22 protein-coding genes and 1 pseudogene are annotated in these 25,903 nt (G+C 72.3%); 5 read left to right on the top strand and 18 right to left on the bottom strand.

Features of this window, described 5'->3' with window-relative positions; all coding sequences use genetic code 11:
• Nucleotides 1–181 precede the first annotated feature (181 nt).
• Nucleotides 182–934 (bottom strand): MOSC domain-containing protein, encoded by a 753-nt coding sequence (locus tag AMIS_RS05880; protein ID WP_014441283.1) that lies wholly within the window; start codon nucleotides 932–934, stop codon nucleotides 182–184.
• A 52-nt stretch (nucleotides 935–986) separates the two neighbouring features.
• The gene (locus AMIS_RS05875; protein WP_014441282.1) at nucleotides 987–1,523 is read right to left on the bottom strand and encodes a DUF4240 domain-containing protein; all 537 of its coding nucleotides are present in this window, start codon (nucleotides 1,521–1,523) and stop codon (nucleotides 987–989) included.
• 37 nt (nucleotides 1,524–1,560) lie between these two features.
• Here AMIS_RS05875 and AMIS_RS05870 point away from each other — a divergent pair, with 37 nt between their 5' ends.
• Entirely contained in the window at nucleotides 1,561–2,544 is a 984-nt protein-coding gene (locus AMIS_RS05870) for a phosphotransferase family protein (protein ID WP_014441281.1), read from the top strand.
• A 180-nt stretch (nucleotides 2,545–2,724) separates the two neighbouring features.
• Nucleotides 2,725–2,991, top strand: a complete 267-nt coding sequence (gene rpsT / locus AMIS_RS05865; protein WP_014441280.1) for a 30S ribosomal protein S20 — start codon at nucleotides 2,725–2,727, stop codon at nucleotides 2,989–2,991.
• Nucleotides 2,992–4,387: 1,396 nt separating this feature from the next.
• Here rpsT and AMIS_RS05860 read toward each other — a convergent pair.
• From AMIS_RS05860 to AMIS_RS05845, 4 genes and pseudogenes are all read right to left on the bottom strand, one after another.
• Nucleotides 4,388–4,633: pseudogene (locus tag AMIS_RS05860) on the bottom strand (hypothetical protein); the annotation flags it as partial.
• Entirely contained in the window at nucleotides 4,630–5,613 is a 984-nt protein-coding gene (gene holA, locus AMIS_RS05855; RefSeq protein WP_014441277.1) for a DNA polymerase III subunit delta, read from the bottom strand. The pseudogene AMIS_RS05860 and the gene holA, both read right to left, overlap by 4 nt.
• 323 nt (nucleotides 5,614–5,936) lie before the next feature.
• Nucleotides 5,937–8,291 (bottom strand): ComEC/Rec2 family competence protein, encoded by a 2,355-nt coding sequence (locus tag AMIS_RS05850; RefSeq protein WP_014441276.1) that lies wholly within the window; start codon nucleotides 8,289–8,291, stop codon nucleotides 5,937–5,939.
• Nucleotides 8,288–9,022, bottom strand: a complete 735-nt coding sequence (locus AMIS_RS05845) for a ComEA family DNA-binding protein (protein WP_014441275.1) — start codon at nucleotides 9,020–9,022, stop codon at nucleotides 8,288–8,290. Before AMIS_RS05845 ends, AMIS_RS05850 begins: the two co-directional genes overlap by 4 nt.
• 364 nt (nucleotides 9,023–9,386) lie before the next feature.
• Between AMIS_RS05845 and AMIS_RS05840 the strand changes: the two genes are divergently transcribed.
• Entirely contained in the window at nucleotides 9,387–10,163 is a 777-nt protein-coding gene (locus AMIS_RS05840; RefSeq protein WP_014441274.1) for a putative protein N(5)-glutamine methyltransferase, read from the top strand.
• A 19-nt stretch (nucleotides 10,164–10,182) separates the two neighbouring features.
• Entirely contained in the window at nucleotides 10,183–11,025 is an 843-nt protein-coding gene (locus tag AMIS_RS05835; RefSeq protein WP_014441273.1) for a hypothetical protein, read from the top strand.
• Here the strand turns inward: AMIS_RS05835 and AMIS_RS05830 are convergent.
• Genes AMIS_RS05830 through pepN form a run of 7 tightly spaced genes read right to left on the bottom strand, consistent with a single transcriptional unit; the run spans nucleotide 11,006 to nucleotide 18,107 of the window.
• Complete coding sequence (locus AMIS_RS05830) at nucleotides 11,006–11,854, bottom strand: DegV family protein (RefSeq protein ID WP_014441272.1); 849 nt, start codon at nucleotides 11,852–11,854, stop codon at nucleotides 11,006–11,008. The two genes, AMIS_RS05835 and AMIS_RS05830, sit on opposite strands and share 20 nt — an antisense overlap.
• Nucleotides 11,855–11,883: 29 nt before the next feature.
• Entirely contained in the window at nucleotides 11,884–12,279 is a 396-nt protein-coding gene (locus AMIS_RS05825; protein WP_014441271.1) for a hypothetical protein, read from the bottom strand.
• A gap of 35 nt (nucleotides 12,280–12,314) precedes the next feature.
• Entirely contained in the window at nucleotides 12,315–12,947 is a 633-nt protein-coding gene (locus AMIS_RS05820; protein WP_014441270.1) for a histidine phosphatase family protein, read from the bottom strand.
• Complete coding sequence (rsfS, locus tag AMIS_RS05815; RefSeq protein ID WP_041829574.1) at nucleotides 12,944–13,345, bottom strand: ribosome silencing factor; 402 nt, start codon at nucleotides 13,343–13,345, stop codon at nucleotides 12,944–12,946. The genes AMIS_RS05820 and rsfS overlap by 4 nt, the downstream gene beginning before the upstream one ends.
• Nucleotides 13,346–13,386: 41 nt before the next feature.
• Nucleotides 13,387–13,992: a nicotinate-nucleotide adenylyltransferase gene (gene nadD, locus AMIS_RS05810; protein ID WP_041829573.1), complete on the bottom strand. Its 606-nt coding sequence runs from the start codon at nucleotides 13,990–13,992 to the stop codon at nucleotides 13,387–13,389.
• A 57-nt stretch (nucleotides 13,993–14,049) separates the two neighbouring features.
• A complete protein-coding gene (locus AMIS_RS05805) occupies nucleotides 14,050–15,552 on the bottom strand; it encodes an ATP-binding protein (RefSeq protein ID WP_014441267.1) in 1,503 nt (500 codons plus the stop codon).
• A 59-nt stretch (nucleotides 15,553–15,611) separates the two neighbouring features.
• Nucleotides 15,612–18,107, bottom strand: coding sequence for an aminopeptidase N (gene pepN / locus AMIS_RS05800; RefSeq protein ID WP_041830547.1), 2,496 nt, complete (start codon nucleotides 18,105–18,107; stop codon nucleotides 15,612–15,614).
• Between the two features lie 200 nt (nucleotides 18,108–18,307).
• Here pepN and trpS point away from each other — a divergent pair, with 200 nt between their 5' ends.
• Complete coding sequence (trpS, locus tag AMIS_RS05795; protein ID WP_014441265.1) at nucleotides 18,308–19,276, top strand: tryptophan--tRNA ligase; 969 nt, start codon at nucleotides 18,308–18,310, stop codon at nucleotides 19,274–19,276.
• Here trpS and AMIS_RS05790 read toward each other — a convergent pair.
• The 5 genes from AMIS_RS05790 to AMIS_RS05770 all read right to left on the bottom strand — a co-directional run bounded on the left by AMIS_RS05790 (nucleotide 19,265) and on the right by AMIS_RS05770 (nucleotide 25,825).
• Complete coding sequence (locus AMIS_RS05790; protein ID WP_014441264.1) at nucleotides 19,265–19,705, bottom strand: GNAT family N-acetyltransferase; 441 nt, start codon at nucleotides 19,703–19,705, stop codon at nucleotides 19,265–19,267. The genes trpS and AMIS_RS05790 overlap by 12 nt on opposite strands.
• Before the next feature lie 57 nt (nucleotides 19,706–19,762).
• Complete coding sequence (gene obgE / locus AMIS_RS05785; RefSeq protein WP_014441263.1) at nucleotides 19,763–21,283, bottom strand: GTPase ObgE; 1,521 nt, start codon at nucleotides 21,281–21,283, stop codon at nucleotides 19,763–19,765.
• 78 nt (nucleotides 21,284–21,361) lie between these two features.
• Nucleotides 21,362–21,619, bottom strand: a complete 258-nt coding sequence (rpmA, locus tag AMIS_RS05780; protein ID WP_014441262.1) for a 50S ribosomal protein L27 — start codon at nucleotides 21,617–21,619, stop codon at nucleotides 21,362–21,364.
• Nucleotides 21,620–21,627: 8 nt separating this feature from the next.
• Nucleotides 21,628–21,942: a 50S ribosomal protein L21 gene (gene rplU / locus AMIS_RS05775; protein WP_014441261.1), complete on the bottom strand. Its 315-nt coding sequence runs from the start codon at nucleotides 21,940–21,942 to the stop codon at nucleotides 21,628–21,630.
• A 229-nt stretch (nucleotides 21,943–22,171) separates the two neighbouring features.
• The gene (locus AMIS_RS05770; protein WP_041829572.1) at nucleotides 22,172–25,825 is read right to left on the bottom strand and encodes an Rne/Rng family ribonuclease; all 3,654 of its coding nucleotides are present in this window, start codon (nucleotides 25,823–25,825) and stop codon (nucleotides 22,172–22,174) included.
• Nucleotides 25,826–25,903 lie beyond the last annotated feature (78 nt).

Raw genomic sequence — 25,903 nt, 5'->3', positions numbered from 1 at the left:
CACGCGGTCCGGGCTGGTCACCCGGCTCGCGCTGCACGCACGGTCCGGGCTTGTCACCCGGCTCGCGCTGCACGCACGGTCCGGGCTGTGCACCCGGCTCGTGCTCGCTCGCGCGGTCCGGGTGGCGCCGGCGATACAGCCGACGCTCCCTATCGTCCCACGTCCGTGAGGGCCGCTCCGATCACACCCGCTCCAGGGCACCGTGCGGCCCCGGCGGCAGTTCCACCGTGACCACGTCGCCCGGCCGGACCGGCCCGCCCCGCAGCACCACCGCCATCACCCCGGCCTTGCGCACCACGTTGCCCCGCTCGTCCTGCCCGAGCACCTCCTTGAGCAGCCCGGACCGGAACCCGTTGATCTGCTGACACGGATTGCGCAGCCCGGCCAGCACGATCGCCGGCCGCTCGTCGGTGATCGTCTGGTCCCGCTCCACCGCGGCCGCCACCGCCTCGGCGGCCCGCGCGGTCGGCCCGTCCAGCGTCGCCGCTGCGGCCGCCTCCAGAACCGGCGCGACCGGATGCGCTCCCGGCCCGGTCGCTCCCGCCCCGGTCGCTCCCGCCCCAGTCGCTCCCGCCCCAGTCGCTCCCGGCCCGGCAAGACCGGCCTCACCGAACCGCAGCACCGTCCCCCGCGGCAGCCCGAGCAGGTCGAGCCCGCTCGTCGTCACGTTCTCCCCGAGGCCGCCGGCGGGCACCTCGTAGCCCTTTCCGGCCACCTCGTCGAACAACTCACCCTGGATCAGGTGGACCTGCCGCAGGTTCGGCTGCGTCGGATCGACCCGGACCCGGCTGCGGTGCCGGACGTTGACCCCGGCGTGGATGTCACCCTCCACCCCGAAGCCGGCGACCAGGACGATCTCGTCCCGGTTCGGCTTGGTGAACGTGTAGGCGTCGTTACGGCTGACAGCGGCGACCGTCCCTCGTTGCGCACTCATGCCCCGAGTCTCGTCAACCGGCACCGGCCCGCTCGACCCGATTTCCCACCCCTCAGTCCGGCGGCTCCAGGAACAGCTCGGAGAGCCGCGGCAGCCGCCGCTGCATCTCCTCCTCGTTGTCGAAATCCCACAGGTCGGCGACCTCCGGACGGGTACGCGGCCGCTCACCGGCATCGGGCAACGGCTCGCCGGTCGCCTTCTCATAGGCCCGCGCGGCGATCGTCAGCACCTCCTCGGCCTCGAAGACCGCGCCGGTCTCGGCCGCCGCCCGCACCGCCGGCATGCCGGCCAGCACGTCGGGTGATTTCACCGAGGCGGCGACGGCCTTGCGCCCGTGCGCCACCAGCCAGCCCCGGAAGTTGTCGAAGCCCTCCTCGGTGCACCCGCCGTTGATCAGGTAGGCCGCGGCCCACAGATCCTCCGTGCCGGAGGCGGCGAGGACCCGGTCGAGGTGGCGGCCCCAGGCGACGATCTCCTCCGGATCGCGGGTGGCCAGGTCGGCGACGGCCCGCTCGGCGACCTCGGCCGGGGTGGCGGGGCGCTGCTCGGTGGCACGGTCGATGACCGCCCAGAAATCGTCGGTTCTCATGCCTGAATCCTCGCAGCCGGGTACGACAATTCCACAGATGGAGATCCGGCCGGTCACGCTGCCCGACGTCCCGTACGACGCGACGTCCGTACGTCCGGATTGGGCCGACCTCCCCCGCCGCGTGCGGGAAGCGATCAGCCGGCGCCTCGGCTCGCCGGTGTCCGCCGCGCGCAGCGCAGGCGGCGGATTCACCAGGGCGTTCGCCGCGCTGCTCACCACCGAGGCCGGGACCAGCGCGTTCGTGAAGGCCGCACCGCTGCGCGAGCCGACCTCGGAGTGGTATGCCCGGGAGGCCGCCGTCACGCACGCCCTGCCCGCCGAGGTCCCGGCCGCCCGGCCGCTCTGGACGCTCGCCGAGGCCGGATGGTTCGTCCTCGCGCTGGAGCCGATCGACGGCCGGATCCCCGCGCTGCCGTGGCAGCCGGCCGACCTGGACGCGGCGCTCGCTGCCTGGTCCGCGTCAGCCCGGGCGCTGGCCGAGCCGCCCGCCGGGATCCGGCATGTCGGTCTTCCCGCCCTTCCGGAGATCCTCCGGCACGAGATGTCGTGGTGGTCACTGATCGAATCCGGCCACGAGCCGATGCCCTCGGCCGCGCACGGCACCCTCGCCCCGCACCGTCTGCGTGAGCTGGCAGCCCTGGAACGCGCCCTTCCACCGAAGACCGCCGGCTCCGGCGTCTGCCATGGCGACCTGCGGATCGACAACGTGCTCCTCGACGCCGCAGGCTCGGCCTGGCTCTGCGACTGGACCTGGCCCTGCCTCGGCGCGCCCTGGTACGACGCGATCACGCTCCTGATCAGCGCATATGCCAGTGGGCTGGACGCCGACGCGTACATCAGCGCCTGGAACCCACCGCCCGGCGGCGTCGACGGCGCGCTCGCCGCGCTGGCCGGATACTGGCTGGTGCGCGCCTCCGACGGCCCCAGCAGCGCCTCCCCGCACAGCCGCCAGCACCAGCGCTTCAGCGGCGATCAGGCGCTCGCATGGCTGGCCTCCCGGCAGGGCTGGGACACCCCCTGACCGCCCGCTGACCTCCCCTTGACCTCCGCTTCGACAGGAGTCGTTTTGGCGGCTCGCAGGCGTGCTGGTAATCTGGTTTTTCGCGTGTGGTGACACGCTGTTGCAGCCTGCTCCGGCAGACGGCTTCAGTGACCACCGCGTGAGACCGTTTTCCGAATCTAGTCAGGACAAGGCTGTCGCGTGGCGAACATCAAGTCCCAGATCAAGCGCAACCGGCAGAACGAGAAGGCCCGTCTGCGCAACAAGTCGGTCAAGTCGTCGCTGAAGACCGTGATCCGCAAGCTGCACGAGGCGGGCGACGCGGGCAACGTCGAGACGGCTACCGCTCTGCTGCGTGACGCCTCGCGTCAGCTCGACAAGGCTGTCAGCAAGGGCGTCATCCACAAGAACCAGGCGGCCAACCGCAAGTCGGCCATCGCTAAGAAGATCGCCTCGCTTTCCGCCTGATCTGCTCGTTCCGGATCATTCACCGGCCGCACGGACGCGACCGGTGAACTGCCCACCCTCCGGTGGGCAAGCTTGACGAAGCCGGTCACCCTTTCCCGGGTGACCGGCTTCGTGCATTTCTTGGTACGCCCTACATAGGTCCCGTGGCACGCCCCCGCGACCCCAGCGCCCCTCAAGGCCGTCCGGCGCCTTTCGCGACCGGTGCATGGTCACCCTCCGAACACAAACCCTGACCCTGCATGTCCAGCCGAGTGCTCACGCCGCCGCGCCCGCCGCTCGCATCGCCGCGCCAGCCGCTCGCGTCGCCCTGCCCGAGAGCCGGCCGGCTGGCTCTCAGTGTCGTCGAAGCGCCCTCGCAGCAGCACTACGCGCCAGCCCACCTCGCCCGGCTGGCTGTCAGTGCTGCCCTGCGCCCGATTTGCGAACACTGAGCACCAGCCCGACCCCGACATCTCCACGATCCACAGCGGGTAGCAGGCAGCAATAAGCCCGGGCACACCGTGAAGGCTGCCCGGGCTTCGCAAATAATCGCCCGTTTTGTCGCGATGGCCGACCGTCCGGACCCCGACCGCTCAGGCCAACCGTCCGACTCCGACCGGCCAGGCGTCGGCCGTCACTCGTAGCGGCGCGCCGCCGAATGCCGAGCCATCTGCTGCCGCACGTCCAACTGCTCCCCCCACTGCCGCCGCATCGGAACGACACCGGGCGCGGGCGCTGCCGCCTGGTCCGAATCGTCACCGGCATGCGCGTAGTCGACCCCGGCAGGCATGACCGCCGGCGGGAAGCTGTCGGCCGAGCCCCGACCCGCGTTGGCAGGACCGTAGCCACCGTCGGCAGCACCGTGGCCGTCCTCCGTCGCGACATAACCGTTGTTCGCCGGGCCATAGCCGCTGCCCGCCCCGGCGAAACCGCTCTGACCAACGGTGTAGCCGTCACCCGCGCTCGGGCCGGCGAAACCGTAGCCACCCGGCATCTGCCTCGCGCCCGCACCGTGGAGCCCGGGCCGCTCGGAACCGAACTCCTCGTAGACGGACGACTCGAACCCTGCCCGGTCAAAGCCGGCCTGCTCGAACCCCGCATGCTCAAACCCGGCCTGCTCGAACCCGGCCGACTCGAACGCCGGCTGCTCGAACCCACCCTGATCGAACCCACGCTGATCGAAACCGGCCTGCTCCATCACCGGCTGATCGAATCCGGCCTGCTCGGTCCCAGGGAAGCCGAACACCGCGCCCGCCTGCGACGAACCCGCCGGCGGGAAACCCAGGCCCGGCCCGGTCATCCGCTGCTCGACCTCCGGCGCGGACCCGGACATCTGACCCGCGCCGTGCGTGTCCGCCATCAACGCCGGGCGCAGCACCGAGGCGCGGGCCGTCGTCGTCTCGGTGGCGACCGGCGGCTGGGTGAGCGTCCCGGCGATCAGGTCGTTGAACTTGACCATCAGCGCGACGGTGAACGGCAGCACCAGCACCCCCCACCAGCTGACCAGCTCGGCCAGGGCGAGAAGGATGCCGAGCACCACGGCGCCCTCGAGGAAGACGAAGCAGAGCAGGCTGCTCGGGGCGAGGTGGCGAAGCCCGAGCAACCGCGCGTACAGCGGCTGGTGGTAGACCTCGGCACGCCGCGATCGAACCGTCCTGGTCACCGAGCACCACCGTTCCGCCGGGCCGCCGCCACCGCGAAGACCGCCTGCTCAAGCGCGTAACCACGATCCTCCGCGCCACCCTTGACCGCCGCGTTGCACTCGGCGGCGGCACGCATCGCGTCGATCAGCCCATCCGGCGTCCAGCCGCGGCTGCGCTCCTGCGCCCGCTGGATCTTCCAGGCCGGCATGCCGAGTGAGCTTGCCAACTGGTACGCGTTACCGCGCCCCGCCGAAGCCACCCGCGCCACGGTCCGCACCCCGTCGGCCAGAGCGTCCGCGATCGGCACCGGGTCGACGCCGACGTGCAGCGCCCAGCGCAACGCCTCGAGCGCGCCGGGCAGGTCACCGACCATCGCGGCGTCGGCGACGGTGAAGCCGCTGACCTCGGCACGCCCCTTGTAGTAGCGCGCCACCACCGCCTCGGTGATCTTGCCGTCGGTGTCCGAGAGCAGCTGCGAACAGGCGGCCGCGATCTCCCGCAGGTCGTTGCCGACCGCGGCCAGCAGCGCGGACGCGGCTGCCTCGTCACAGCGGGCGCCGTTACGCCGGAACTCGTCCCGCACGAACGCGATCCGCTCCCGGTCGCCCTTCAGCTTCGCCGCCGGGACGATCTCGGCCCCCGCGGCGCGCAGACCGTCCGCGAAGGCCTTGCCCTTGGCGCCGCCCACGTGAGCCACGATCAGTGTCACGTCGGGGTCGGGGTTCTTCGCGTACCCCACAAGGGCCGTCGTCAGGTCTTTGCGCGCATCCTGTCCGCTTTTGATAACCAACACCCGCCGCCCGCCGAAGAGCGACGGGCTCAGCATCTCGGCGACCTCGCCGGCGGTCAGCGCGCCCGCCTCATATTCACGGACGTCGGCACCGGGGTCGGCGGCTCGGGCGGCCTCGACCGCCGCGGCTATGGCACGGGCGGCGAGAAGCTCCTCATCACCGAGGATGAGCAGCAAAGAGGCGGGTGGCGCGGAGTTCACGCTCAACATCGTCGCACGCGCCACCGACAAGTCAGCACGCCTCACTCCTTCGCGCATGGACGCCGATCACCGAATGCGAAACCCGACATATCGGTGGGCGATGATGCCTGGGCGGCCGTAGAGTCGGCTGCCCAGGTCGAATCGGCGAACGCCTTTCGCAGGGCGTTTCGTCCGTTATTGAGCGTTATCATCCGCGATGTCCAAGAAGCCAGTCCCGGATCCGGGCGTGTCGTCCGGCAGATGGGCGCCGGCGCCGGGGAGCGCCGGGCGTCAGGCGCCGGGGAGCGCCGCGCGTCAGGCGCCCCGCACGCAGGAAGGGCTCAGGGGGCAGGTCAGCGCGCCGGCGGATCACCTCGGGCCACCACCGCCAGTCCGCCCGGCGCGGCCACCGCTGCCACGTCGCCCATCTCGTCGGTGCGCAGGATCCGCGCCCCGCCGAGCTCCAGCCGATGCAGCACCGGCCCGTTCGGATGCCCGTAATCGTTGTCCCGCCCCACCGACACCAGCGCCACCGCCGGATCCACCACGTCCAGCAGTTCCGGCGACTGCAGGGCGCTCCCGTGATGCGCCACCTTCATGACGTCCGCCCGCAGCCCGGCCGCGCCGACCCGGTGGAACAGATCGTCCTGCTGCTCGGTCTCGGCGTCACCGAGCAGCAGCACGCTGCGCCCCGCGACGACCGCCCGCAGGATCAGCGAGTTGTTGTTCGGATCGGAGTTGGTGCCGCGCATCGGATCGCCCGGCCCGAGCGCGTCAAGACGCAGGTCACCGAGGGTCCAGGTCCAGCTGGGCCCGGCGGTGCGCAGGGCGATCCCGGCCTCGCCGGCCGCTGCTTCGACGGCGTTGCGGCCGGCTGCCGGTTCCGGCCAGTCCGGGCCGATCACGGCGGTGACCCGGCGACCCCGGAACACACCGCTGACACCGCCGATGTGATCGGCGTGGAAGTGGCTGACCGCGAGCAGCGCGACCTCACGCACCCCGAGCCGGCGCAGGCACCGGTCGACCGGATCGGGTTCCGGCCCGGCGTCGACGACCACGGCCCGGCCGGCGCCGGCAGGCAGCACGACGGCGTCGCCCTGGCCGACCGCGCACGCGACGACCAGCCAGTGCGGTGGCGGCCATCCGGAGGCGAGCAGGCGTACCGGCAGGGCGCCGAGCATCGCTCCCAGGGCGACGATGGTGGCGAGCCGCCGGATCACCGCCCGGCGGGCCGCGACCAGGAACGCCACGGTGATCGCCGCGAGGAGCAGCCCACCGGTGGCGCCGCCCGGCCAGGGCACCGCGCCGGCCGGGATGCGGGCGCCGGTGTGCGCGACGACGACCAGCCACGCGGTCGGCCAGTGTCCGAGCCAGGCGAGGAACCCGGCACCGTCCGGCCAGAGCGGCGAGAGCACCGCGGCACCGACGCCGAGCAGGGTGGCCGGAGCGATCGCCGGCACCGCGACCAGGTTGGCCGGGACCGAGACCAGGCTGATCGTCCCGGAGAGCGCGGCAACCACCGGACCGCAGGCCAGCTGGGCGGCGGCAGGAACCGCGAGAGCTTCGGCGACACCGGCCGGGCAGCCGCGGGCGCGCAGGCCGTCCCGCCAGGCCGGGGCGAGCAGGAGCAGGCCGGCGGTGGCGAGCACGGAGAGGGCGAACCCGGGGTCGGCGGCGAGTTCCGGGTCGGCGACGAGCAGCACGGCGGCCGCAGCGGCGAGCGCGGGGACGGCCGCCCGGCTGCGCCCGCTGGCGAGGGCGAGCAGACCGATCGCGCCCATCGCCGCGGCACGGATGACGCTCGGGGACGGCCGGGCCAGGATGACGAATCCGGCCAGCGCGACGGCGCACACCGCCGCCGACACGAATGGCCCGGCTCGGATGCGCCGCACCAGGAAGAGCACCACTGAGAGGACGATTGCCACGTTCGTACCGGAAACGGCTGTCAGATGTGTCATGCCGGTGGCGCGGAAGTCCTCCTCCAGCGCCGGGTCGAGCCGGGTGGTGTCGCCGACGACCAGCCCGGGGAGCAGCCCGCCGGAGTCGTCCGGCAACGGTTCGCACGCGCGTTGCAGACCGGACCGCAGCACACCGGCGGCGCGCTGGGCCCAGGACGGCCGTCCGTGGAGCAGCGGCGGCTTGCGCGCGGAGAGGACGGCGGCCCGCAGATCGCCGGGGCGGGGTGGCAGGAGCCGTCCGGCGGCGCTCACCCGCTGGCCCGGCAGCAGGCCACGCCAGCCCGGGTCGGCGCCGAGAACCAGCGCGCGTGCGACCAGGCGGATCGGTGCGGCCTCAGCCCCTTTCACGGTACGGATCTCCACCGCGACCAGATAGGTGGGCGGTCCCACCCCTCCCGGCAGGAGTCGCGGATCGTCGCGGACCACGAGTTCCGCCTCGACGGGCTCACCCGAGCGCACGAGGGCGGCCAGGGCCGGCGCATCCCGCACCGAGAGCCGCGCCGCCGTGGCGACAGCCCCGCACCCCACCCCGAGCGCCACCGTCACGAGGATCCACCGAACAGCCACCTGCCAGGTCACACCCGGCCGGACCGCCAGGAGGACGCCCGCCACGATCAGCCCGGCCCCGCCCACCAGCAGTCCCGTCCGTGCGGACAGATGCAGCGCGCCCAGCGACGACAGCCAGACGCCGAGCGCAAACCCGGCCAGCCGCAGATCCGGCAGCCGCCGTTCGCCGCCCGCCCCGCTCATCCGACCGTCACCAGTTCCTTGAGCTGCTCATACCGGGCGTCGCCGATCCCGTCGACCTTGCGCAGGTCGGACACGGCCTTGAACCCGCCCTGCTGATCACGGGCGTCGAGGATCCGCTGCGCCAGCACCGGACCGACCCCGGGCAGGCCGTCGAGGTCACTCATCTGGGCGGTGTTGAGGTTGACCAGCCCGCCGGGCACCGCTCCGGCCGACCCGCCCGGGCCCGGAACGGGAACCGGCGGCGTCGCCCCCACCATGATCAGCTCACCGTCGGTGACCCGCCGGGCCAGGTTGAGCACCGCGACGTCCACGCCGGGCTCGGCGCCACCGGCAGCGGTGAGCGCGTCGGCCACGCGGGCGCCTGGCGGGAGCCGGACGAGTCCCGGCCGGCGCACCCTGCCGCCGACCGCGACCACCACTTCGACGGCCGCGCCGCTGGCCGGCACCGACTCGACGGCCGGTGGCACGGGGAGCTCGACCGGGTCGAGGCGGGGCCGGGAGCGCCAGGCCAGGAACGCCGCGACCAGCACGACCACCACCGCAACCGCGGCGAGCGCCCGCACACCGGGCCGGCCGGGGTCGAAGGCATGCAGCCAGGAGCGTTTCTCCCCGTCGAACGCCCCGGCCCCGCTCAGCGGCGGCGGTGATTCCACCTCCTCCCACTGATACGACGGCTCGGCGCTCGGCCGGGAGATCGGCGCGTCCCACGGGTCCGGCGGCGGGTCAGCCACGGCGCGGTCCGGTCGGTAGGGAGCGGCCCACGCCGTACCCGATGGAAAGCCCGGCGAGCCGGCGCCGTGCCCTGCGTCGCCCGCCACCGGCTCGCCACCGGCGGGCGAACGCCCGAAAGGGCGTTCGGGCGGTGGAAGATCCTCCTCCGCCCAGCCCGGAATGATGTCCGACCAGCTCAGCGGCCCGTCTCGCGGTGGCGGGGCAGGCCGGACCGGCCGCAGCACGGCCCGGAGCCGCGCTCCGGCGACTTCACCGCTATTCTTCGCCTCTCGCACGGCCCGAAACTAGGAACTTCGCGACCCGTCCGCCGACGCCCCTGTGGACGACGCGGCATTGTGGACAACTTCCGGGAGGAGGCCAGACGTGCTAGCGACATCGGATGCCGTCCACCGGCTGCGCGCCGCCGGCTGCGTCTTCGCCGAGGAGGAGGCGGCCGTGCTGGCCGAGGCGGCCGCGGACGCCGCGATGCTGGCAGCCATGGTCGAGCGCCGGGCCGCCGGTGAGCCGCTGGAGCAGATCGTCGGCTACGCGGACTTCGCCGGGGTCCGGGTGCGCCTGCGGCCGGGCGTCTTCGTCCCCCGCGTGCGCAGTGAGCTGCTGGTCAGGCTCGCGGCGGAGGAAGCGGCCTCGAAGGAGGGCAGCGTCGTCGCCGACCTGTGCTGCGGCTCCGGCGCCCTGGGCCTGGCCGTCCGAGCCCGAGTGAACGGCATCACCCTGCACGCCGCCGACCTGGATCCGGTGGCGGTCGCCTGCGCCCGCGACAACCTGGGCGGCGACGTCCACCAGGGTGATCTCTACGCCGCCCTTCCCGAGCACCTGCGCGGCAGCGTCGACGTCCTGATCGCCAACGTGCCCTACGTCGCTACCCGGCACATCCCCTTCCTGCCGGCCGAGGCCCGCGACCACGAGCCGCGCACCGCCCTGGACGGCGGCGACGACGGCCTGGCCGTCTTCCGGGCGGTGGCGGAGCGGGCCCGGGACTGGCTCAGCCCCACCGGCCTGCTGCTTTCCGAGATCACCGAGGCGCAGGCGGCCACCGCGTGCGCGGTCGCCGATGGGAACGGATTGACGGCCACCGTCACCAGCGACGATGATCTCGACGCCTACGCGATCATCGTCCGGCCGGCGCCGGCGCGATAGGGCCATTCGGGAGACGGAAGTGGGCCTGCTACGAAGGATCGCCCGGGCCCGGCTGGCACGCCGGGTGATCCGCTGCTTGCGTCGCGCGGGTGTCCGGGACGCGCGGTACTCGACGCGTTCCTTCAGCGTCCGCTTCACCGCTTCCGGCGACGACGAGCCGTCGGTTCTGCAGCTGGGGCCGTTGCTGGACCGGCGGATCCGCCGGCGGCAACTCGACGCGTTCGTGGCGGGGCTGGTGCGCAACCCCGGCCTGCCGGCCGACTGGGCCTCGGCGCGGCCGCTGCTGCGCCCGGTTCTGCGCGGCGAGGCGCCGGACGACCTGCTGCGCAGGCCGGCTCTGCCGTGTCTCTCCGAGTTCGTCGTGGTCGATCATCCCGAGACGATGACGTACGTGTCTCCGGCTCAACTGGCGATCTGGGGCGTCTCAGCCGACCTGGTGTTCGGCGCCGCGCGACGGAATCTGCCCGGGGCCGTCCTGCACGGCGTCGCATCAGGTCCCGTGGTGGTGCGGTTCGTCGACGACGGCAACGCGTACTGGACCTCGCACCTGCTGCTGGAGAACTGGCTGGGCCGGCTGGCCGACCAGGTCGGCGGGGTTCCGGTGGCGTTCGCTCCGGAGCGCGGCACGCTGCTGGTGACCGCGGACGGCAGCGCGCACCTGCCGGGCCTCTTCGCCCAGGCCGAGCAGATCTTCCGGGAGTCGGCGCGGGCGCTGAGCCCGATGGCGTACGTGAGCGACGATCACGGCTGCACCGTCCCCTATGCCGCGCCGCCTGGTCACCCGCTGCACCCGCTGGTCCGCCGGGCCGAGAAACTGCTGGTCGAGCACTCGCAGCGCGGGGTCACGCGCGACGGTGGATGACCACCCCGGCCAGACCGGGGCCGGTGTGCGCCGCCACGACCGCGCCGACCTCGGTGAGGTAGCAGTCCCGCAGCCGGTCACCGAGCCGCATGCTTATCGCGTCGACGAGCGCGCTCGCCCGGTCGGGTGTGCCGAGGTGGTGCACCGCGATGTCGGCCTCACCGTCGCCGGCCGCGTCGACGGCCAGGTCCACGAGCCGGCTGAGGGCCCGGCCGGCGGTCCGGACCTTGTCGCGGACCACGATCGCGCCGTCCGCCACGTGCAGGATCGGTTTCACCGAGAGGGCGGTGCCGACCAGCGCGGACGCCGCCCCGATCCGGCCGCCGCGGCGCAGGAACTCCAGCGTGTCCACGTAGAAGAACGTGCTCACCCGGGACGCATGGTCGGCTGCCGCACGGCGTACCGTCTCGAGATCCTGATTTTTGGCGGCCGCCGAGGCCGCCGCCAGGGCGGGGAAGCCCAGCCCCATCGCGGCTGTCCCGCTGTCCACCACCCGCACCTGCGGGCCGACCTCGGCGGCGGCCAGCTGAGCCGCCTCGTAGGTGCCGGAGAGTTTGCCGGAGAGGTGCACCGAGACCACGCCGTCGGCGCCCGCGTCGAGCAGACGGCGGTACTCGGCGACGAACTGGGAGGGCGCGGGCCGGGAGGTGCTGACCGCCGCCCGGCGGGTGCCCAGCGCCCGGGCGACCTCGGCCGGCGAGATCTCCAGGCCCTCCAGACCGTCCCAGCCGTTGATGACGACGGTGAGCGGCACGATGGTCAGGTCATACGTGCCGCTCAGCTCGGCCGGCAGGTACGCGGTGGAGTCGGTGACGACCGCGATGGTCATGCAGGCAAGGTACTTGATGAAGCCAGGGGTCAGCTGCCGGCCACGGAGGAGACCTTGAACGGTTCCCCCTGCTGACAGGTGGTCATCATGTCCTTGGCCGGCGTGCCGGTCACGGTGATCTGGTCACCGGCTTTCACGGACTGCTTCTGAGCGGCATCGTTGAAGATCAACAGATGGCCGTCGAGCAGCAGGCAGCCGGGCTCGACGCCCTCGGTGATCGTGCCGGTCAGAGTGGTCGTGCCGCCGGCGGGCTTGCCCGGGGCGGAGGAGTCCTCGGAGGGGGCCGAGGTGGCGGCCGACTCTTCGATCGCGGCCGATGAGGGGGCCGGCGCGGGGGCGCCGGGCTCGGTGCCGGTGTTGTTCGCGCAGCCGGCGGAGAGCGCCAGGAGCAGCGCGACGGGGATGACGCTTCGACGAATCACCATGGTGCTCAGACGTTACCGGAGCGGCCGGGGTTCCCTCAGACGGGAGGCGGCACCGGCCGGTCCGAGAAGGCGCCCACGTTGTACGCCGAGAGTTGCCAGCCCCGATCGTCGTCCGAGGTCAGCTCCACCCAGTGGCAGTTCTGCAGGGCGCGCAGCGTGCGGACCTGCTGGATGGGCCAGCCGAGCAGGTGACCGATCCCCTGCCGGGCCGCCGCGCCGTGGGTGGCCGCCACGACCAGGCCCCCGGGTGCCAGCCGGGCCGCGTCCTGCAGCCCGTCGGCGACGCGCTTGCCCAGGTCGTCGAGGGTTTCCACGTCGCCGCCGACCACGTCCTCGCCGGCTCGCCACCGGGCGAACTCCTCCGGCCGCTGGGCGGCCACCTCGGCGGTGGTCAGGCCCTGCCAGGCGCCGAAGAACCGCTCCCGGAGCCGCTGGTCGTGACTGACCGTCTGCCCGGTGACCGCCGCGAGAGCGGCGGCCGTGTCCGCGGCCCGGCGCAGGTCGCTGGCGACGATCGCATCCGGCTGCAGGGCCGCCAGCAGCGTCGCCGCCTCGGCGGCCTGCCGCCGCCCGAGGTCGTTGAGCGGCACGTCGGTCTGCCCCTGGACACGCCCACCGGCGTTCCAGTCGGTGTTGCCGTGCCGCCAGACGATGACCCGGGTGGTCACGCCTCGGTTCCGGGTGCTCCCGCGTCGACCATGTCGCGGTCGACGAACGGAATCGTCGGGCAGTCCTTCCAGAGCTTGTCCAGGGCGTAGAACTCGCGCTCCTCGGTGTGCTGCACGTGGACCACGATGTCGACGTAGTCCAGCAGCACCCAGCGGCCCTGGCGCTCGCCCTCACGCCGCACCGGCTTCGCCTTCTCCGGCAGGTTGACGAGCGCTTCCTCGATGGCGTCCACCACCGCGACGACCTGACGCTCGTTCGACGCCGAGGCGATCACGAACGCGTCGGTGATGTAGAGGTGGTCGCCGACGTCGATGACGGAGATGTCCTGCGCCTTCTTGTCGGAGGCGGCCTGAGCGGCTGCCATCGCGAGTTCAAGAGCGCGTTCGTTGACGGGCAAAAGAATCCCCTCGGTCGAGGTATGTCAGGACGTCAAGCGTCTCACATCGCGCCCGAATTCCCCGAGTCCCGATAGAGCCCTCGCTTGTTGATGTACTGCACGACACCATCCGGGACCAGGTACCAGACCGGGGAGCCGTCGGCCACCCGCTTGCGGCAGTCGCTCGACGAGATGGCCATGGCCGGCACCTCCACCAGCGTCACGCTGTCCTCCGGCAGACCGGCTCCGGAGAGCTCGAACCCGGGCCGGGTCACGCCGATGAAGTGCGCCAGCTCCAGCATGGTGAGCGCGTCCTTCCACAACATGATCCGGGAGAGGGCGTCGGCGCCGGTGATGAAGTAGAGCTCAGCGGACTGGCCGTACAGGGTGCGCATGTCCCGCAGCGTGTCGACGGTGTAGGTGGGGCCGTCCCGGTCCATGTCGGCGCGGCTCACGTGGAACCGCGGGTTGGAAGCGGTGGCGATCACCGTCATCAGGTAACGGTCCTCGGCGGGTGAGACCTTCCCCTTCTCGTACGGCTGACCGGTCGGCACGAACATGACCTCATCGAGGTCGAAGCGCGCCTGCACCTCGCTGGCCGCGACCAGGTGGCCGTGGTGGATCGGGTCGAAGGTGCCACCCATGATGCCAATGCGCCGTCCGGACATCTGGAAAAGATAGCTTTTATTCCGATCAGGGGGTGGCGGGCGGGGTGGCCGGATGGGTCAGCCGTCGAGGCGCTTTCTGACCGCGGTCAGCAGGTCGTTCGCGGTGAAGGGCTTCTCCAGCAGGGCCACGCCGGGATCCAGAGTCCCCTCGGACGCCAGCACCGGCTGGGCATAACCGGACATGTAGAGCACCCGCGTGCTCGGCCGCACCACCATCAGCCGCTCCGCCAGCTCTTTGCCCAGCATCCCCGGCATCACCACGTCGCTCACCAGCAGGTCGATCTCGCCGTCGTGCCGGGCCGCCAGGTCGAGCGCCTGACGCCCGCCCTCCGCGGAGAGCACCCGGTACCCGGCGCCGCTGAGGATCCGGCCGGCCACGTCGCGGAGCGCGTCCTCGTCCTCGACGACCAGCAGCGTCTCGCCGTGGCCCTCGGTCACCGGCTGGTCGCCGGTGAGCTGCTCCGGAGCCGGTTCGGCGCCGGCCGGCAGCAGCACCGTCACCGTGGTGCCGAATCCCAGCTCACTGGTGATGGCGACCTCGCCGCCCGCCTGGGTGACGATGCCGTAGACGGTGGCCAGCCCGAGTCCGGCCCCCTCGGCGCTGCCCTTCGTGGTGTAGAACGGCTCGAACGCCCGGTCCAGCACCCCCGCGTCCATGCCCCGGCCGGTGTCGGCGACCCGGAGCCGCACCTGGTCGTCCTGGCGGCCGGTGTCGATCACCAGGTTGCCGCCGGACGGCATCGCGTCCCGCGCGTTCAGCGCGAGGTGGACGAGCATCTGTTCCATCTGGGCCGGGTCGCAGGTCACCGACGGCAGGCCCGGCTCCAGCCGGAGGATCAGCCGCACATGGTCGCCGAGGGTCCGGCAGAGCAGCTCCCGCACCCCGCCGACCAGCGCGTTCAGGTCAAGCGCCTGCGGGCGGACCACCTCGCGCCGGGCGAAGGCGAGCAGCTGATGGGTGAGGTCGGTGCCGCGCTGCCCGGCCTTCACCACCTGCTTCGCGTCGGCGGCGATCATCGAGACGTCCGGTTCGGCCGACTCCGCCTCCTCGATCACGAAGTTCGCGTAGTTGAGGATCACCCCGAGCATGTTGTTGAAGTCGTGGGCGATGCCGCCGGCGAGCTGTCCCAGGCTCTCCAGCCGCTGGCTGCGGTGGGCCTGTGCCTCGGCACGCAGCCGAGCCCTCTCCTCCTCGGCGCCGAGCCGCTCGGTGATGTCGCGGACCACCGCCACCGCGAGCCGGCCCTGCGGGGTCTCGACGAGCGTGGTGGAGGACTCGACCGGGAACTCGGTGCCGTCCTTGCGGCAGGCGGTCGTCCTGATCGTGCCGATCGAACCGGGCGGGCTCTCCGTCATGACCTGTCGCCGCTCGGCGCGGAGCGCCCGGGACGCGTCGGTCATGAGCACGTCGACGGACCGGCCGACGAGCTCGGAGCGGGGCCAGCCGTACACCTGCTCGGCGCGGTCGTTGACGAGCACGATCCGATCGCCATCGATCACCAGAATCGCGTCGGGCGCGGCCTGCAACAGCCCACCGGCCAGTTCCTCGGACCACTCCACGCACCCACCCCCGTAAGCACAGGTTACGAGGTCACGGGGGTGGGAACGGGAGAATCCGATCAACCTCGGGCGGCCAGCGCCCGCCGCATGTCGTCGTCGGCGTCCTGCACGACGCGACGCAGAATCGGGTTCAGATCCGCCCTCGCGAGAAGCCCGGCGGCGAGCTGCCGGGTCCGTTCCGAGACGGCGACGTCCGGGTACGCGGCCATCGCCGTCTTCTCGGCGCTCATGCCCTTGCGCACCCGCACCATCTCCGGCATCTCCGCGAAATAGCGCTCCGCGTACCCGGCGAGCACGTCGAGCTGCTCGGGCTGCCAGAAGCCGGCCGCGGTGAGCTCGGCGAGCCGGTTGGAGAGCGAGCCGTCGGCGACCACCGCGGTCCAGGCGGCCTCCTTCGCGGCGGCGTCCGGCAGCGCGGCCCGGCAGCGGGCGGCCCACTGCTCACCGCTGGCGCTGCGGTCGGCGGCCAGTTCGGCGTCGATCGCTGCGGCGCCGGCCGCGCCGAGCACCGCGAGCCGGTACTGGATGAGCCAGCGCAGGTCGGCGTCGACGGTGAGCCCGTCCGGGACGTTCTCGCCGTCCAGCCAGCCGCGCAGCAGGGCCACCTCGGTGGTCGCGCCGATCAGGCCACGGGCCGCGGCCAGCTGGTTCGAGCTGCCCGCCGGAGAGACCCGGAGCAGCCGGTCGGCGGCCTGGGCGAGGAGTTCGAGCGCGGCCGGGCGGGCCTGGCCGGTGGCGTACCTGTCGACGAGTCCCCGGGTGGCCCGCAGGACGTCCTCGATGATCACCACCTCGGTCTCCGTCGGCAGCGCGGCGAGGACCAGCGTGACCAGTTCGGCGACCGGGCGCTCGCCGTCCACCACGGCGTCCAGGACGGCGGCCCAGATCACGGCCCGGGCAAGCGAGTCGTCCAGCAGCGGCAGCAGCAGCGGCACGGCGGCCGCCGACTCCTCGTCCAGCCGGATCTTGGCGTAGGTCAGGTCCCCGTCGTTGAGCAGCAGCAGGTCCGCGGCGGGCTCACCGGCGAGTTCGGCGATCACGGTACGCCCGGACGCCTCCAGCTCCACCTCGATCAGTCGCCGGCGCACCACGGCGCCACCCGCCACCTGGTCGAACAGGCCGATGCCGACCCGGTGCGGCCGCAGCGTGGGGAACCCGGCCGGCGCGGTCTGCACCACCGCCACCTCGGCGTAGTTCGCACCGTCCCGGCGCACCTCGGCGCGCAGCGTGTTGACCTGGGCCCGGCGCAGCCACACGTCGGCCCAGCCGGACAGGTCCCGCCCGCTCGCCTTGGAGAGCGATCCGAGCAGGTCGGCGAGGGTGGCGTTGCCGTAAGCGTGCGCCGCGAAGTGCGCGTTCAGCCCGGCCAGGAACGCCTCGTCGCCGAGCCAGGCGACCAGCTGCTTGAGGACTGCCGCGCCCTTGGCGTACGAGATGCCGTCGAAGTTCAGCAGCGCCGCGTCGGTGTCGGTCACCTCGTCCGGCGCGACCGGGTGGGTGGACGGCCGCTGGTCGGCGCGCAGCCCCCACGCCTTGCGGTGCATCGCGAACGTGGTCCAGGTACCGGAGTAACGGGTGGCCTCGGACGCGACACGGGTCCCCAGGTACTCGGCGAACGACTCGTTCAGCCAGAGGTCGTCCCACCAGGCCATCGTCACCAGGTCGCCGAACCACTGGTGTGCCATCTCGTGGGCGATCACGTTGGCCCGGTGCTCCCGCTCGCTCTCGGTGACCACCGAGCGCGGGATCATCTCGTCCCGGAAGACCACCAGGCCGGGGTACTCCATCGCGCCGAAGTTGAACTCCGGCGCGAACGCCTGCTGGTAGTGCCCGAACGGGTAGCGGATCTCGAACATCTCGTGGAACCGGTCCAGGCACTGCTTGGTGATCTCGAAGATCTCGGCGGCCTCGGCGTCCAGGTGCTCGGCGAGGGCGGCCCGGGCGTAGAGCGCCAGCGGGATGCCGTCGTGCTCGTCGGTGCGCACGTGGTATTTCCCGGCGATCAAGGAGGCCAGGTACGTGGAGATGCGCTTGGTCGGCGCGAACTCCCAGCGACCGCCGTCGCGGGACACCAGCATGCCGTTCGTCGCGACCGTCCACTCCGCCGGCGCGGTGACGCTCACCTGCCAGGACGCCTTCAGGTCGGGCTGGTCGAAGCAGGGCAGCACCCGGCCGCCGTTGTTGATGAACAGGTGCTGGTAGAGGTAGACGTTGCCGTCCGCCGGGTCGATGTAGCGGTGCAGGCCCTCGCCGTCGATGGAGTACCGCATCAGCGCGTCGACGACCAGCTCGTTGCTCTCCGCCAGCCCGTCCAGGTGCAGGCGGCCGTCGCGGATCGCGGACGGGTCCACCGGCGCGCCGTTCAGGCGCAGCGAGGACGCCTCGACCGGCTCGAACTCCAGAAACGTCGCTGCGCCGGGCCGGGCCCGGAAACGGACCACCGCCCGGGATCGGAACGTGTCGCCGTCAGCGGTGACGTCCAGGTCGACGTGGTAGGTCTCGACGTCGACGAGGGACGCCCGTTCTGCGGCCTCGGCGCGGGTCAGGGTCGGCATGAAAAGCATTCTGCCTGCTGGGAAAAGACCCTGTTAACCTTGGGGCATGCGCGTGATCAACCACAGCTGGTGGCTGCCCTGACCGGGGCGGCACACCCATACGCGCGATTCTCACCGCGGCCGCCCGTCCGGGCGGCCGCTGCGTGTCTCACCGCGATCTCCCGGGCGTGTGGTCACCCGTACCCCCGCAAGGAGATCTCATGGCAACCACCCGGCGGCTGACCGGTTTCAAGCCCACCGGCCACCTGCATCTCGGCAACCTGCTGGGCGCTCTGCGTCCGCTGATCGCAGCCCAGAACGACACCGTGTCGATCGCGATGATCGCGGATCTGCACGCGATGACGATGGATCACGATCCGGCCGAGATCCGCGCGCTCGCGATGGAGCAGGCGACGGTTCTGCTGGCCGCCGGCGTCGACCCCGCGCGCACGCCGATCATCCTGCAGTCGCACGTGTCCGAGCACACCGAACTGCACTATCTGCTGGAGTGCGTGACCGGTTTCGGCGAGGCCTCCCGGATGATCCAGTTCAAGGAGAAGTCGGCGGGCGGCGGCCCGGTCCGACTCAGCCTGCTCACCTATCCGGTGCTGATGGCCGCCGACATCCTGCTCTACGACATCGACCAGGTTCCGGTCGGCGAGGACCAGAACCAGCACCTGGAGCTGACCCGGACCATCGCGACCCGGTTCAACGCGCGGTACGGCGAGACGTTCCGGCTGCCCGGCGGGGTCCGCCCGGACGCGGCGGCCCGGGTCATGGATCTCGCCGACCCGGCCACCAAGATGGGCAAGAGCACCGCGGCGGGCGCCGGGCGGATCGGCCTGCTGGACCCGCCGGACGTGATCCGGCGGACCGTCGCCCGGGCCGTCACCGACGAGTTCGCGCGGGTCCGCCGCCATCCCGAGCAGCCCGGCGTGACCAATCTGCTCAACATTCTGGCCGCCTGCACCGGGCGGGAACCGGCCGATCCGGTCTCCTACGGCGCTCTCAAACGGGAGGTCACCGACGCGGTCGAGGCGCTGCTCGCGCCGATTCGCGCGCGCCACGCCGAGCTGGTGAAAGACCCGGCCCACGTCCGGGAGATCTTGGCGGCGGGCGCCGCGCAGGTGCGTCCCACCGCAACCGCGACGGTACGGCGTACGCGTGCCGCCATCGGACTACTGAACTAGGGCGGGCAGCCGCTTCTCGAAGCAGATATTGCGCGGGTCCCCGTAAGCGGGGATCCGCGCATAGCCGGACGACTGGTAGAGGGCGATCACCGCGAGCAGATGGGCCGCGGTCTCCAGCCGGATCACCAGCCGGCCGGCGGCGAGCGCCTCCTCCTCGAGGGCGACGATCATCTGCCGGCCGAGCCCTCGGCCGCGGTGTGCCGGGCGCACGTACATCCGGGTGATCTCGGCGACCTCGGGCTCACCGGCCCGCCAGCCGCCGCAGGCCACCGCCCGGCCGTTCACGACGCCGACCAGGTACTCGATGTCGTCGCGTGGCTCGAATATCCGCTCCCCCGCCCGGGCGCCGGCATCCGTCAGTTCCCGCTGTTGAGCGGTGACCAGGGCGGCCAGTTCGGGGTCCAGGGCGGGACGGGTTTCGATCAGCACGGGGGTGACTCTAGGTGACCACCCTTGCCAGCGGGTTGCCGAGACCTGGCCTATGCCCTATTCGTCGGTGTCGCCCTTGTCGATCGCGTCGTCGTCGTCCTCGTCGGTGACCAGCACCGGAACCTGCGAGTTCTTGACGCTGCTGACCGTGCCGTCGGCCGCCATGTGCTGGATCTCGTCCTCGGAGCGGACCCGCCGGGCCTTACGGGCTGCGAGACGCTGCGCCGCGCTCGGCCGGGTGTCGAGCTCCTCCAGGCGGGAGTCGGTGCCGCGGGGACCGGAGACGTACTCCCCGGCGTTCGGATGCCAGTCGAACTCGCGGCTGCCGATCCGGACCGGGTCGCCGGCCTGGGCGCCCTTCTTGCCCAGCATCGCCTCGACGCCGAGCCGGTCCAGCCGGTCGGCCAGGTAACCGACGGCCTCGTCGTTGTCGAAGTTCGTCTGCCGCACCCAGCGCTCGACCTGGGTGCCGCGGATCACGAACACGCCGTCCTCGTCCTGCTCGATCGTGAAGCCGGCGTCGTCGACCGCGCGCGGGCGCAGCACGATGCGGGTGGGCTCCTCGACCGGCTTGGCCGCCCGGTTCTCGGCGACCAGCTTCGACAGGGCGAAGGTGAACTCGCGGAGACCCTCGCGGGTCACCGCGCTGATCTCGAAGACCTGGTAGCCACGGGCCTCCAGATCGGGACGGACCATCTCGGCGAGGTCCCGGCCGTCCGGGATGTCGATCTTGTTGAGCACCACGAGACGCGGACGGTCCTCCAGACCGCCGTACGCCGCGAGCTCCGCCTCGATCGCGTCCAGGTCGGCGAGCGGGTCACGCTCGATCTCCGGCGCCGCGGCGTCGAGCACGTGCACCAGCACCGAGGTGCGCTCGATGTGCCGCAGGAACTGCATACCGAGGCCCTTGCCGGTGGCCGCGCCCGGGATCAGGCCGGGCACGTCGGCGATGGTGAACGTCTCCTCGCCGGCCTGCACCACGCCCAGGTTCGGCACCAGGGTGGTGAACGGGTAGTCGGCGATCTTCGGCTTGGCCGCGGACATCACCGAGATCAGCGAGGACTTGCCGGCCGACGGGAAGCCGACCAGGCCGACGTCGGCGACGCTCTTCAGCTCGAGGACCACGTCGAAAGCGTCACCCGGCTCGCCCAGCTCGGCGAAGCCCGGCACCTTGCGCCGGTTGTTCGCCAGGGAGGCGTTGCCCCGGCCGCCGCGGCCACCGCGGGCCACCTCGAACTCGGTGCCGCTACCGACCATGTCGGCCAGCACCTCACCGGACTCCGACAGCACGACCGTGCCGTTCGGCACCTTGAGGATCAGGTCCTTGCCGGTCGCGCCGTCGCGGTTCGCCCCGGCGCCACCGCCGCCGTTGCTCGCCTTGATGTGCGGGTGGAAGTGGAAGTCCAGCAGGGTGTGCTGCTGCGGGTCGACGACCAGCTTGATGCTGCCGCCGTGCCCGCCGTTACCGCCGTCGGGGCCGCCGAGCGGCTTGAACTTCTCCCGGTGCACGGAGGCACATCCGTGCCCACCGTCACCCGCCTGCAGATGCAGCACGACCCGGTCGACGAACGTGGTCACTTCAGCACTCCTCTTACCGGTTTGGAAAAACAACAGCGGGCCGCGGACCCGAGGGTCCACGGCCCGCTGTAAGAAAAACTACTCCGCGACCGGCACGATGCTGACGGTCTTGCGGCCACGCTTCGTGCCGAAGAGCACGTTGCCGTTGGCCAGAGCGAAGAGCGTGTCGTCGCCACCACGGCCGACCAGGTCGCCCGGGTGGAACTTCGTGCCCCGCTGACGGATCAGGATCTCGCCGGCGCTGACCAGCTGACCACCGAACCGCTTCACGCCGAGGCGCTGGGCGGCGGAGTCACGGCCGTTACGCGAGCTGGATGCACCCTTTTTATGAGCCATAGCTGCGCCTACTTCCCGCTCTTGATGCCGGTGACCTTGACGCGAGTCAGCGGCTGGCGGTGCCCCTGGCGCTTGTGGTACCCGGTCTTGTTCTTGAACTTGTGGATCCGAATCTTCGGTCCCTTGGTGTGCTCGGCAATCTCGCCGGACACCGTCACGCTGGCAAGCTTGGCCGCATCGGTCACCAGGTTGTCACCGTCGACGAGGAGGACCGCGGCCAGGGTCAGGGCGTCGCCGGGCTGACCCGCGAGCTTCTCAACCTCGATCACGTCGCCCTCGGCAACCTTGTACTGCTTGCCGCCGGTCTTGACGATCGCGTACATCGACGCGGACTCCCTGAGACTTGCGCAGCCGGAAGAGCTGCTGGCGGATAGTGCTGGGGGCTCCGGCAAGCGCTCGGAAGCGCGCACGGAACGGGTGCCGGAAAGGCACCGTCGGCAAGACTACTTCATTGCAGGCCCGAGACCCAAACCGGCCCCTGGGCTGCCCCGAAACGCGACCGGCCGCCCCCGCTCAAGAGAGCAGGGACGGCCGGTCGCACTTCACAGGACCTCAGGGACGGGTACGCCTGCGCGTGCCGCTGCGACGGGAGCGGCGCCGGCCACTCGCGCCCGCACCGACGGCGTCGTCGTCCTCGTCGTCGTCCTCGGCCGCGTCCGGGTCGTCCGAACCGGCCAGTCTCATCGGCTCGTCCTCGGCGTGATCGATGCCGTTGGCCTCAGCCGTGTCGTTCGTCTCAGCCACGTCGTACCGGGACAGGTCGTAACCGCTGATGTCGTACTCGCTGCCGTCGGAGTTCGTCAGCGCCTGCTTCACCGGACGGCTGATGATTCCCGAGCCGGCCACCGGGGCGGCCGGTGCGGACGCCGTCGGAGCGGCTGCCGGCGGTTGGGCGACAGGCGGTGTGGCGACAGGCGGTGGGGTCACCGGTGCGGCTGCTGCCGGGGGCGCCTCGGCGACCTGCGCGACCGGACCGTCACCGGCCGGCTCGACGTCGATCGTGGCGGCCTCGGCAATCGTGGCGGGCTTGGCGGGCTCGGCAGGCGTGGTGATCTCGACCTCGGCCGGGGTCACCTCGGCCGGAGCGGCGCTGTCGCCACCCCGCCGCCGGCGCTTGCCGCTCGACGTCTGCTGAGCAGGCGCCTGCTGAGCGGGCGCCGCCGCCACCGCCTTCACCTGGGTGGCGGCGCCGCCGCCACCGTTCGAGCGCTTCTCCGGCACCGGCTCGGGGTGAATGATCACCCCACGGCCCTTGCAGTGGTCACAGGTCTCGCTGAACGCCTCGAGCAGACCCGCGCCGATCCGCTTCCGGGTCATCTGCACCAGGCCGAGCGAGGTGATCTCGGTTACCTGGTGCTTGGTCCGGTCCCGGCCCAGGCACTCGGTGAGCCGCCGCAGCACCAGCTCGCGGTTGCTCTCCAGCACCATGTCGATGAAGTCGATCACCACGATGCCACCGAGGTCGCGCAGCCGCAGCTGACGCACGATCTCCTCGGCCGCCTCCAGGTTGTTGCGGGTGACCGTCTCCTCGAGGTTGCCGCCCGCGCCGGTGTACTTACCGGTGTTGACGTCGACGACGGTCATCGCCTCGGTCCGGTCGATCACCAGGTGACCGCCGGAGGGCAGGAAGACCTTGCGGTCCAGCGCCTTCATGATCTGCTCGTCGATCCGCCACTCGGCGAAGGCGTCGGCCACACCGGTGTGCCGGCGCAGACGCTCCACCAGGTCCGGGGAGACCGACTCGAGGTAACCCTCGACCTCGGCGTACGCCTGCTCGCCCTGCACGACCAGCTCGCGGAAGTCCTCGTTGAACAGGTCGCGGACCACGCGGATGACCAGGTCCGGCTCCTCGGAGAGCGCGCGCGGCGCGTTCCCCTCGGCGGCCCGGGCCTGAATGTCCTCCCACTGCGCCTGCAGCCGCTTCACGTCGCGGGCCAGCTCGTCCTCGCTGGCGCCCTCGGCCGCGGTCCGGACGATCACGCCCGCGCCGTCCGGCACCAGCTTCTTGAGGATGTCGCGGAGCCGCTTGCGCTCGGTGTCCGGCAGCTTGCGGCTGATCCCGGACGCGTTGCCGTTCGGCACGTAGACCAGGTGCCGGCCGGAGAGCGCGATGTGGCTGGTCAGCCGGGCGCCCTTGTGACCGATCGGGTCCTTGGTGACCTGCACCAGCACCGAGTCGCCGGAGCGCAGCGCCTGCTCGATCGAGCGGGCGCGCCCCTCCAGGCCGGTGGCGTCCCAGTTCACCTCGCCGGCGTAGAGCACGGCGTTGCGGCCGCGGCCGACGTCGACGAACGCGGCCTCCATGCTCGGCAGCACGTTCTGCACCTTGCCCAGGTACACGTTGCCGACCATGGTGCCGGAGGTCGCCCTGGCGACATAGTGCTCGACCAGGATGCCGTCCTCGAGGACCGCGATCTGGGTACGGTCCTGCTTCTGCCGCACCACCATGACCCGGTCGACCGCCTCGCGGCGGGCCAGGAACTCCGACTCGCTCAGAATCGGCGGGCGGGTGCGACGCTGCTCACGGCCGTCTCGGCGGCGCTGGCGCTTGGCCTCCAGCCGGGTCGAACCGGAGACGCCCTGCACCTCGTCCGAGGTGCGGCGGGGCTCGCGGACCCGGACCACGGTGTGCACGCCGTCCTCGATGCCGCCGACCTCGGCGTCACCGCTGGAGCCCTTGCGGCGGCGGCGACGGCGGCGACGGGTGACGCCGTCACCGTCGGTCTCCTCGTCGCCCTCCTCGGCCGAGGCCTCGGCGCTCTCGTCGTCGCCGTCCTCGTCCTCGGTGTCGGACTCGCCGTCCTCGGACTCGTCGGACGGGCCCTTGCCACGGCCACGGCCACGGCGGCCACGGCGGCGCCGGCGGCGGCCCGACTCCTCGTCGTCGCCGTCCTCGTCACCGTCCTCGGCGTCGTCGGACGTCTCGTCGGTCTCCTCGAGAACCGGCTCCTCGACCGCGACCTCGGCCTCGGCGGTCTCCTCCGCGGCGCCACGACGGCGGCGGCGGGAACGGCGGGTGCCCTCGACGGGCACCTCGGTGACGGTCTCCTCGACCGGCTCGGCTGCGGCGGCGGGCGCCTCGACCGGCTCGGCCGTGACCGGCTCGGCGGCGGCCTGCGCGGCGGCGCCACGACGGCGACGGGTGGTCGTGGTGGGCTGCGGCTGCTCCTCGGCCACCGGCTCGGCGGCGATCGGCTCGGCAGCGCCACGGCGGCGGCGGGTGGCGGCCGGGGCGGCCTGCGCCTCGGACGGGTCCGGCGGCATGAAGAGCACGGCCGGCGGCAGGGCGGCACGGCGGGCCGGCGACGGGCCGGCCGGCTGCTCCTCGACGAAGTCGTCATCGAGCGGAAGGATGCCGACGACCGGCACACCCGCGGCGCGGGCGGCCGAGGCGGCCTCGATCGCGGCGTCCGCGATCAGCTCCTCGTCGATCTCCTCCAGGTCGGCCTCGGCGGCGACCGGCTCGACCACGGGCGCGGGTGTGGGCCCGGAGGCAGGCGCGGCGGAAACCCCGTCGGCCGGCGCGGCGGAAACCTCTCCGGCCGGTTCGGCCGATGCCTCGGCGGCGGGCTCGGGCGCGGCGGCGGCCTTGCGGCGGCTGCGCGTGGCCTTGGCGGGAGCGGCGGCCTTCGCCGGAGCAGCCTTCGCGGCCTTTGCCGCTTTCACGGCTTTCACCGGCTCATCAGTGGCTTCGGGTGCGGCCGCGTCGGCAGGCGCAGCCGGAGTCTCCGGGGCGGCCGAGGCAGCCGGCGCGGCGGCCTTGCGGCGGCTGCGTGTGGCCTTTTTCACCGGCGGCGGGGTCGCCTCACCGGCATTCGTCTCAGCAACCGGGACGCCGGCGGCCTCAGCCACGGCCTCGCCCGCGACCGGAGCGGGATCGGCAGCCTCCCCCGCGACCGGAGCGGGCTCGGCGGCCGGAGCAGCGGCCTTGCGCCGGGTGCGGGTCGCCTTCTTCGCCGGCGCGGGCGGATCGGTGGCAGCGACCTCGATGGCGCCGCCGGGCTCAGCGCCGGCCGCCTCGCTCGGAGCGGCGGCGGAGCTGTCCGGCCCGTCGGCCGCGGGCTCAGGCGCTGCCGCCTTGCGACGCGGGGCGCGCGTCCGGCGTGCCGGGGTGGTGCCTGCGGCGGTATCTCCGGGCGGCGTGACTGCACCGTCCCGTTCACCGCCCTGTTCTCCCAGGTTAACTGGGGGCTCGTTATCGAGCATGGGGCGCTCTCCAGTTCTCGGCGACCCCGGGCGCGGGTAAGCGCTGCCACGCAGGGTCACTGCAAAAGTGTTCCGGGC

Source organism: Actinoplanes missouriensis 431 (genome assembly GCF_000284295.1).
Taxonomy (GTDB): Bacteria; Actinomycetota; Actinomycetes; order Mycobacteriales; family Micromonosporaceae; genus Actinoplanes; species Actinoplanes missouriensis.
Note: the sequence above shows the minus strand (reverse complement) of the source record. Positions and strands in the feature narration are given on the sequence as shown.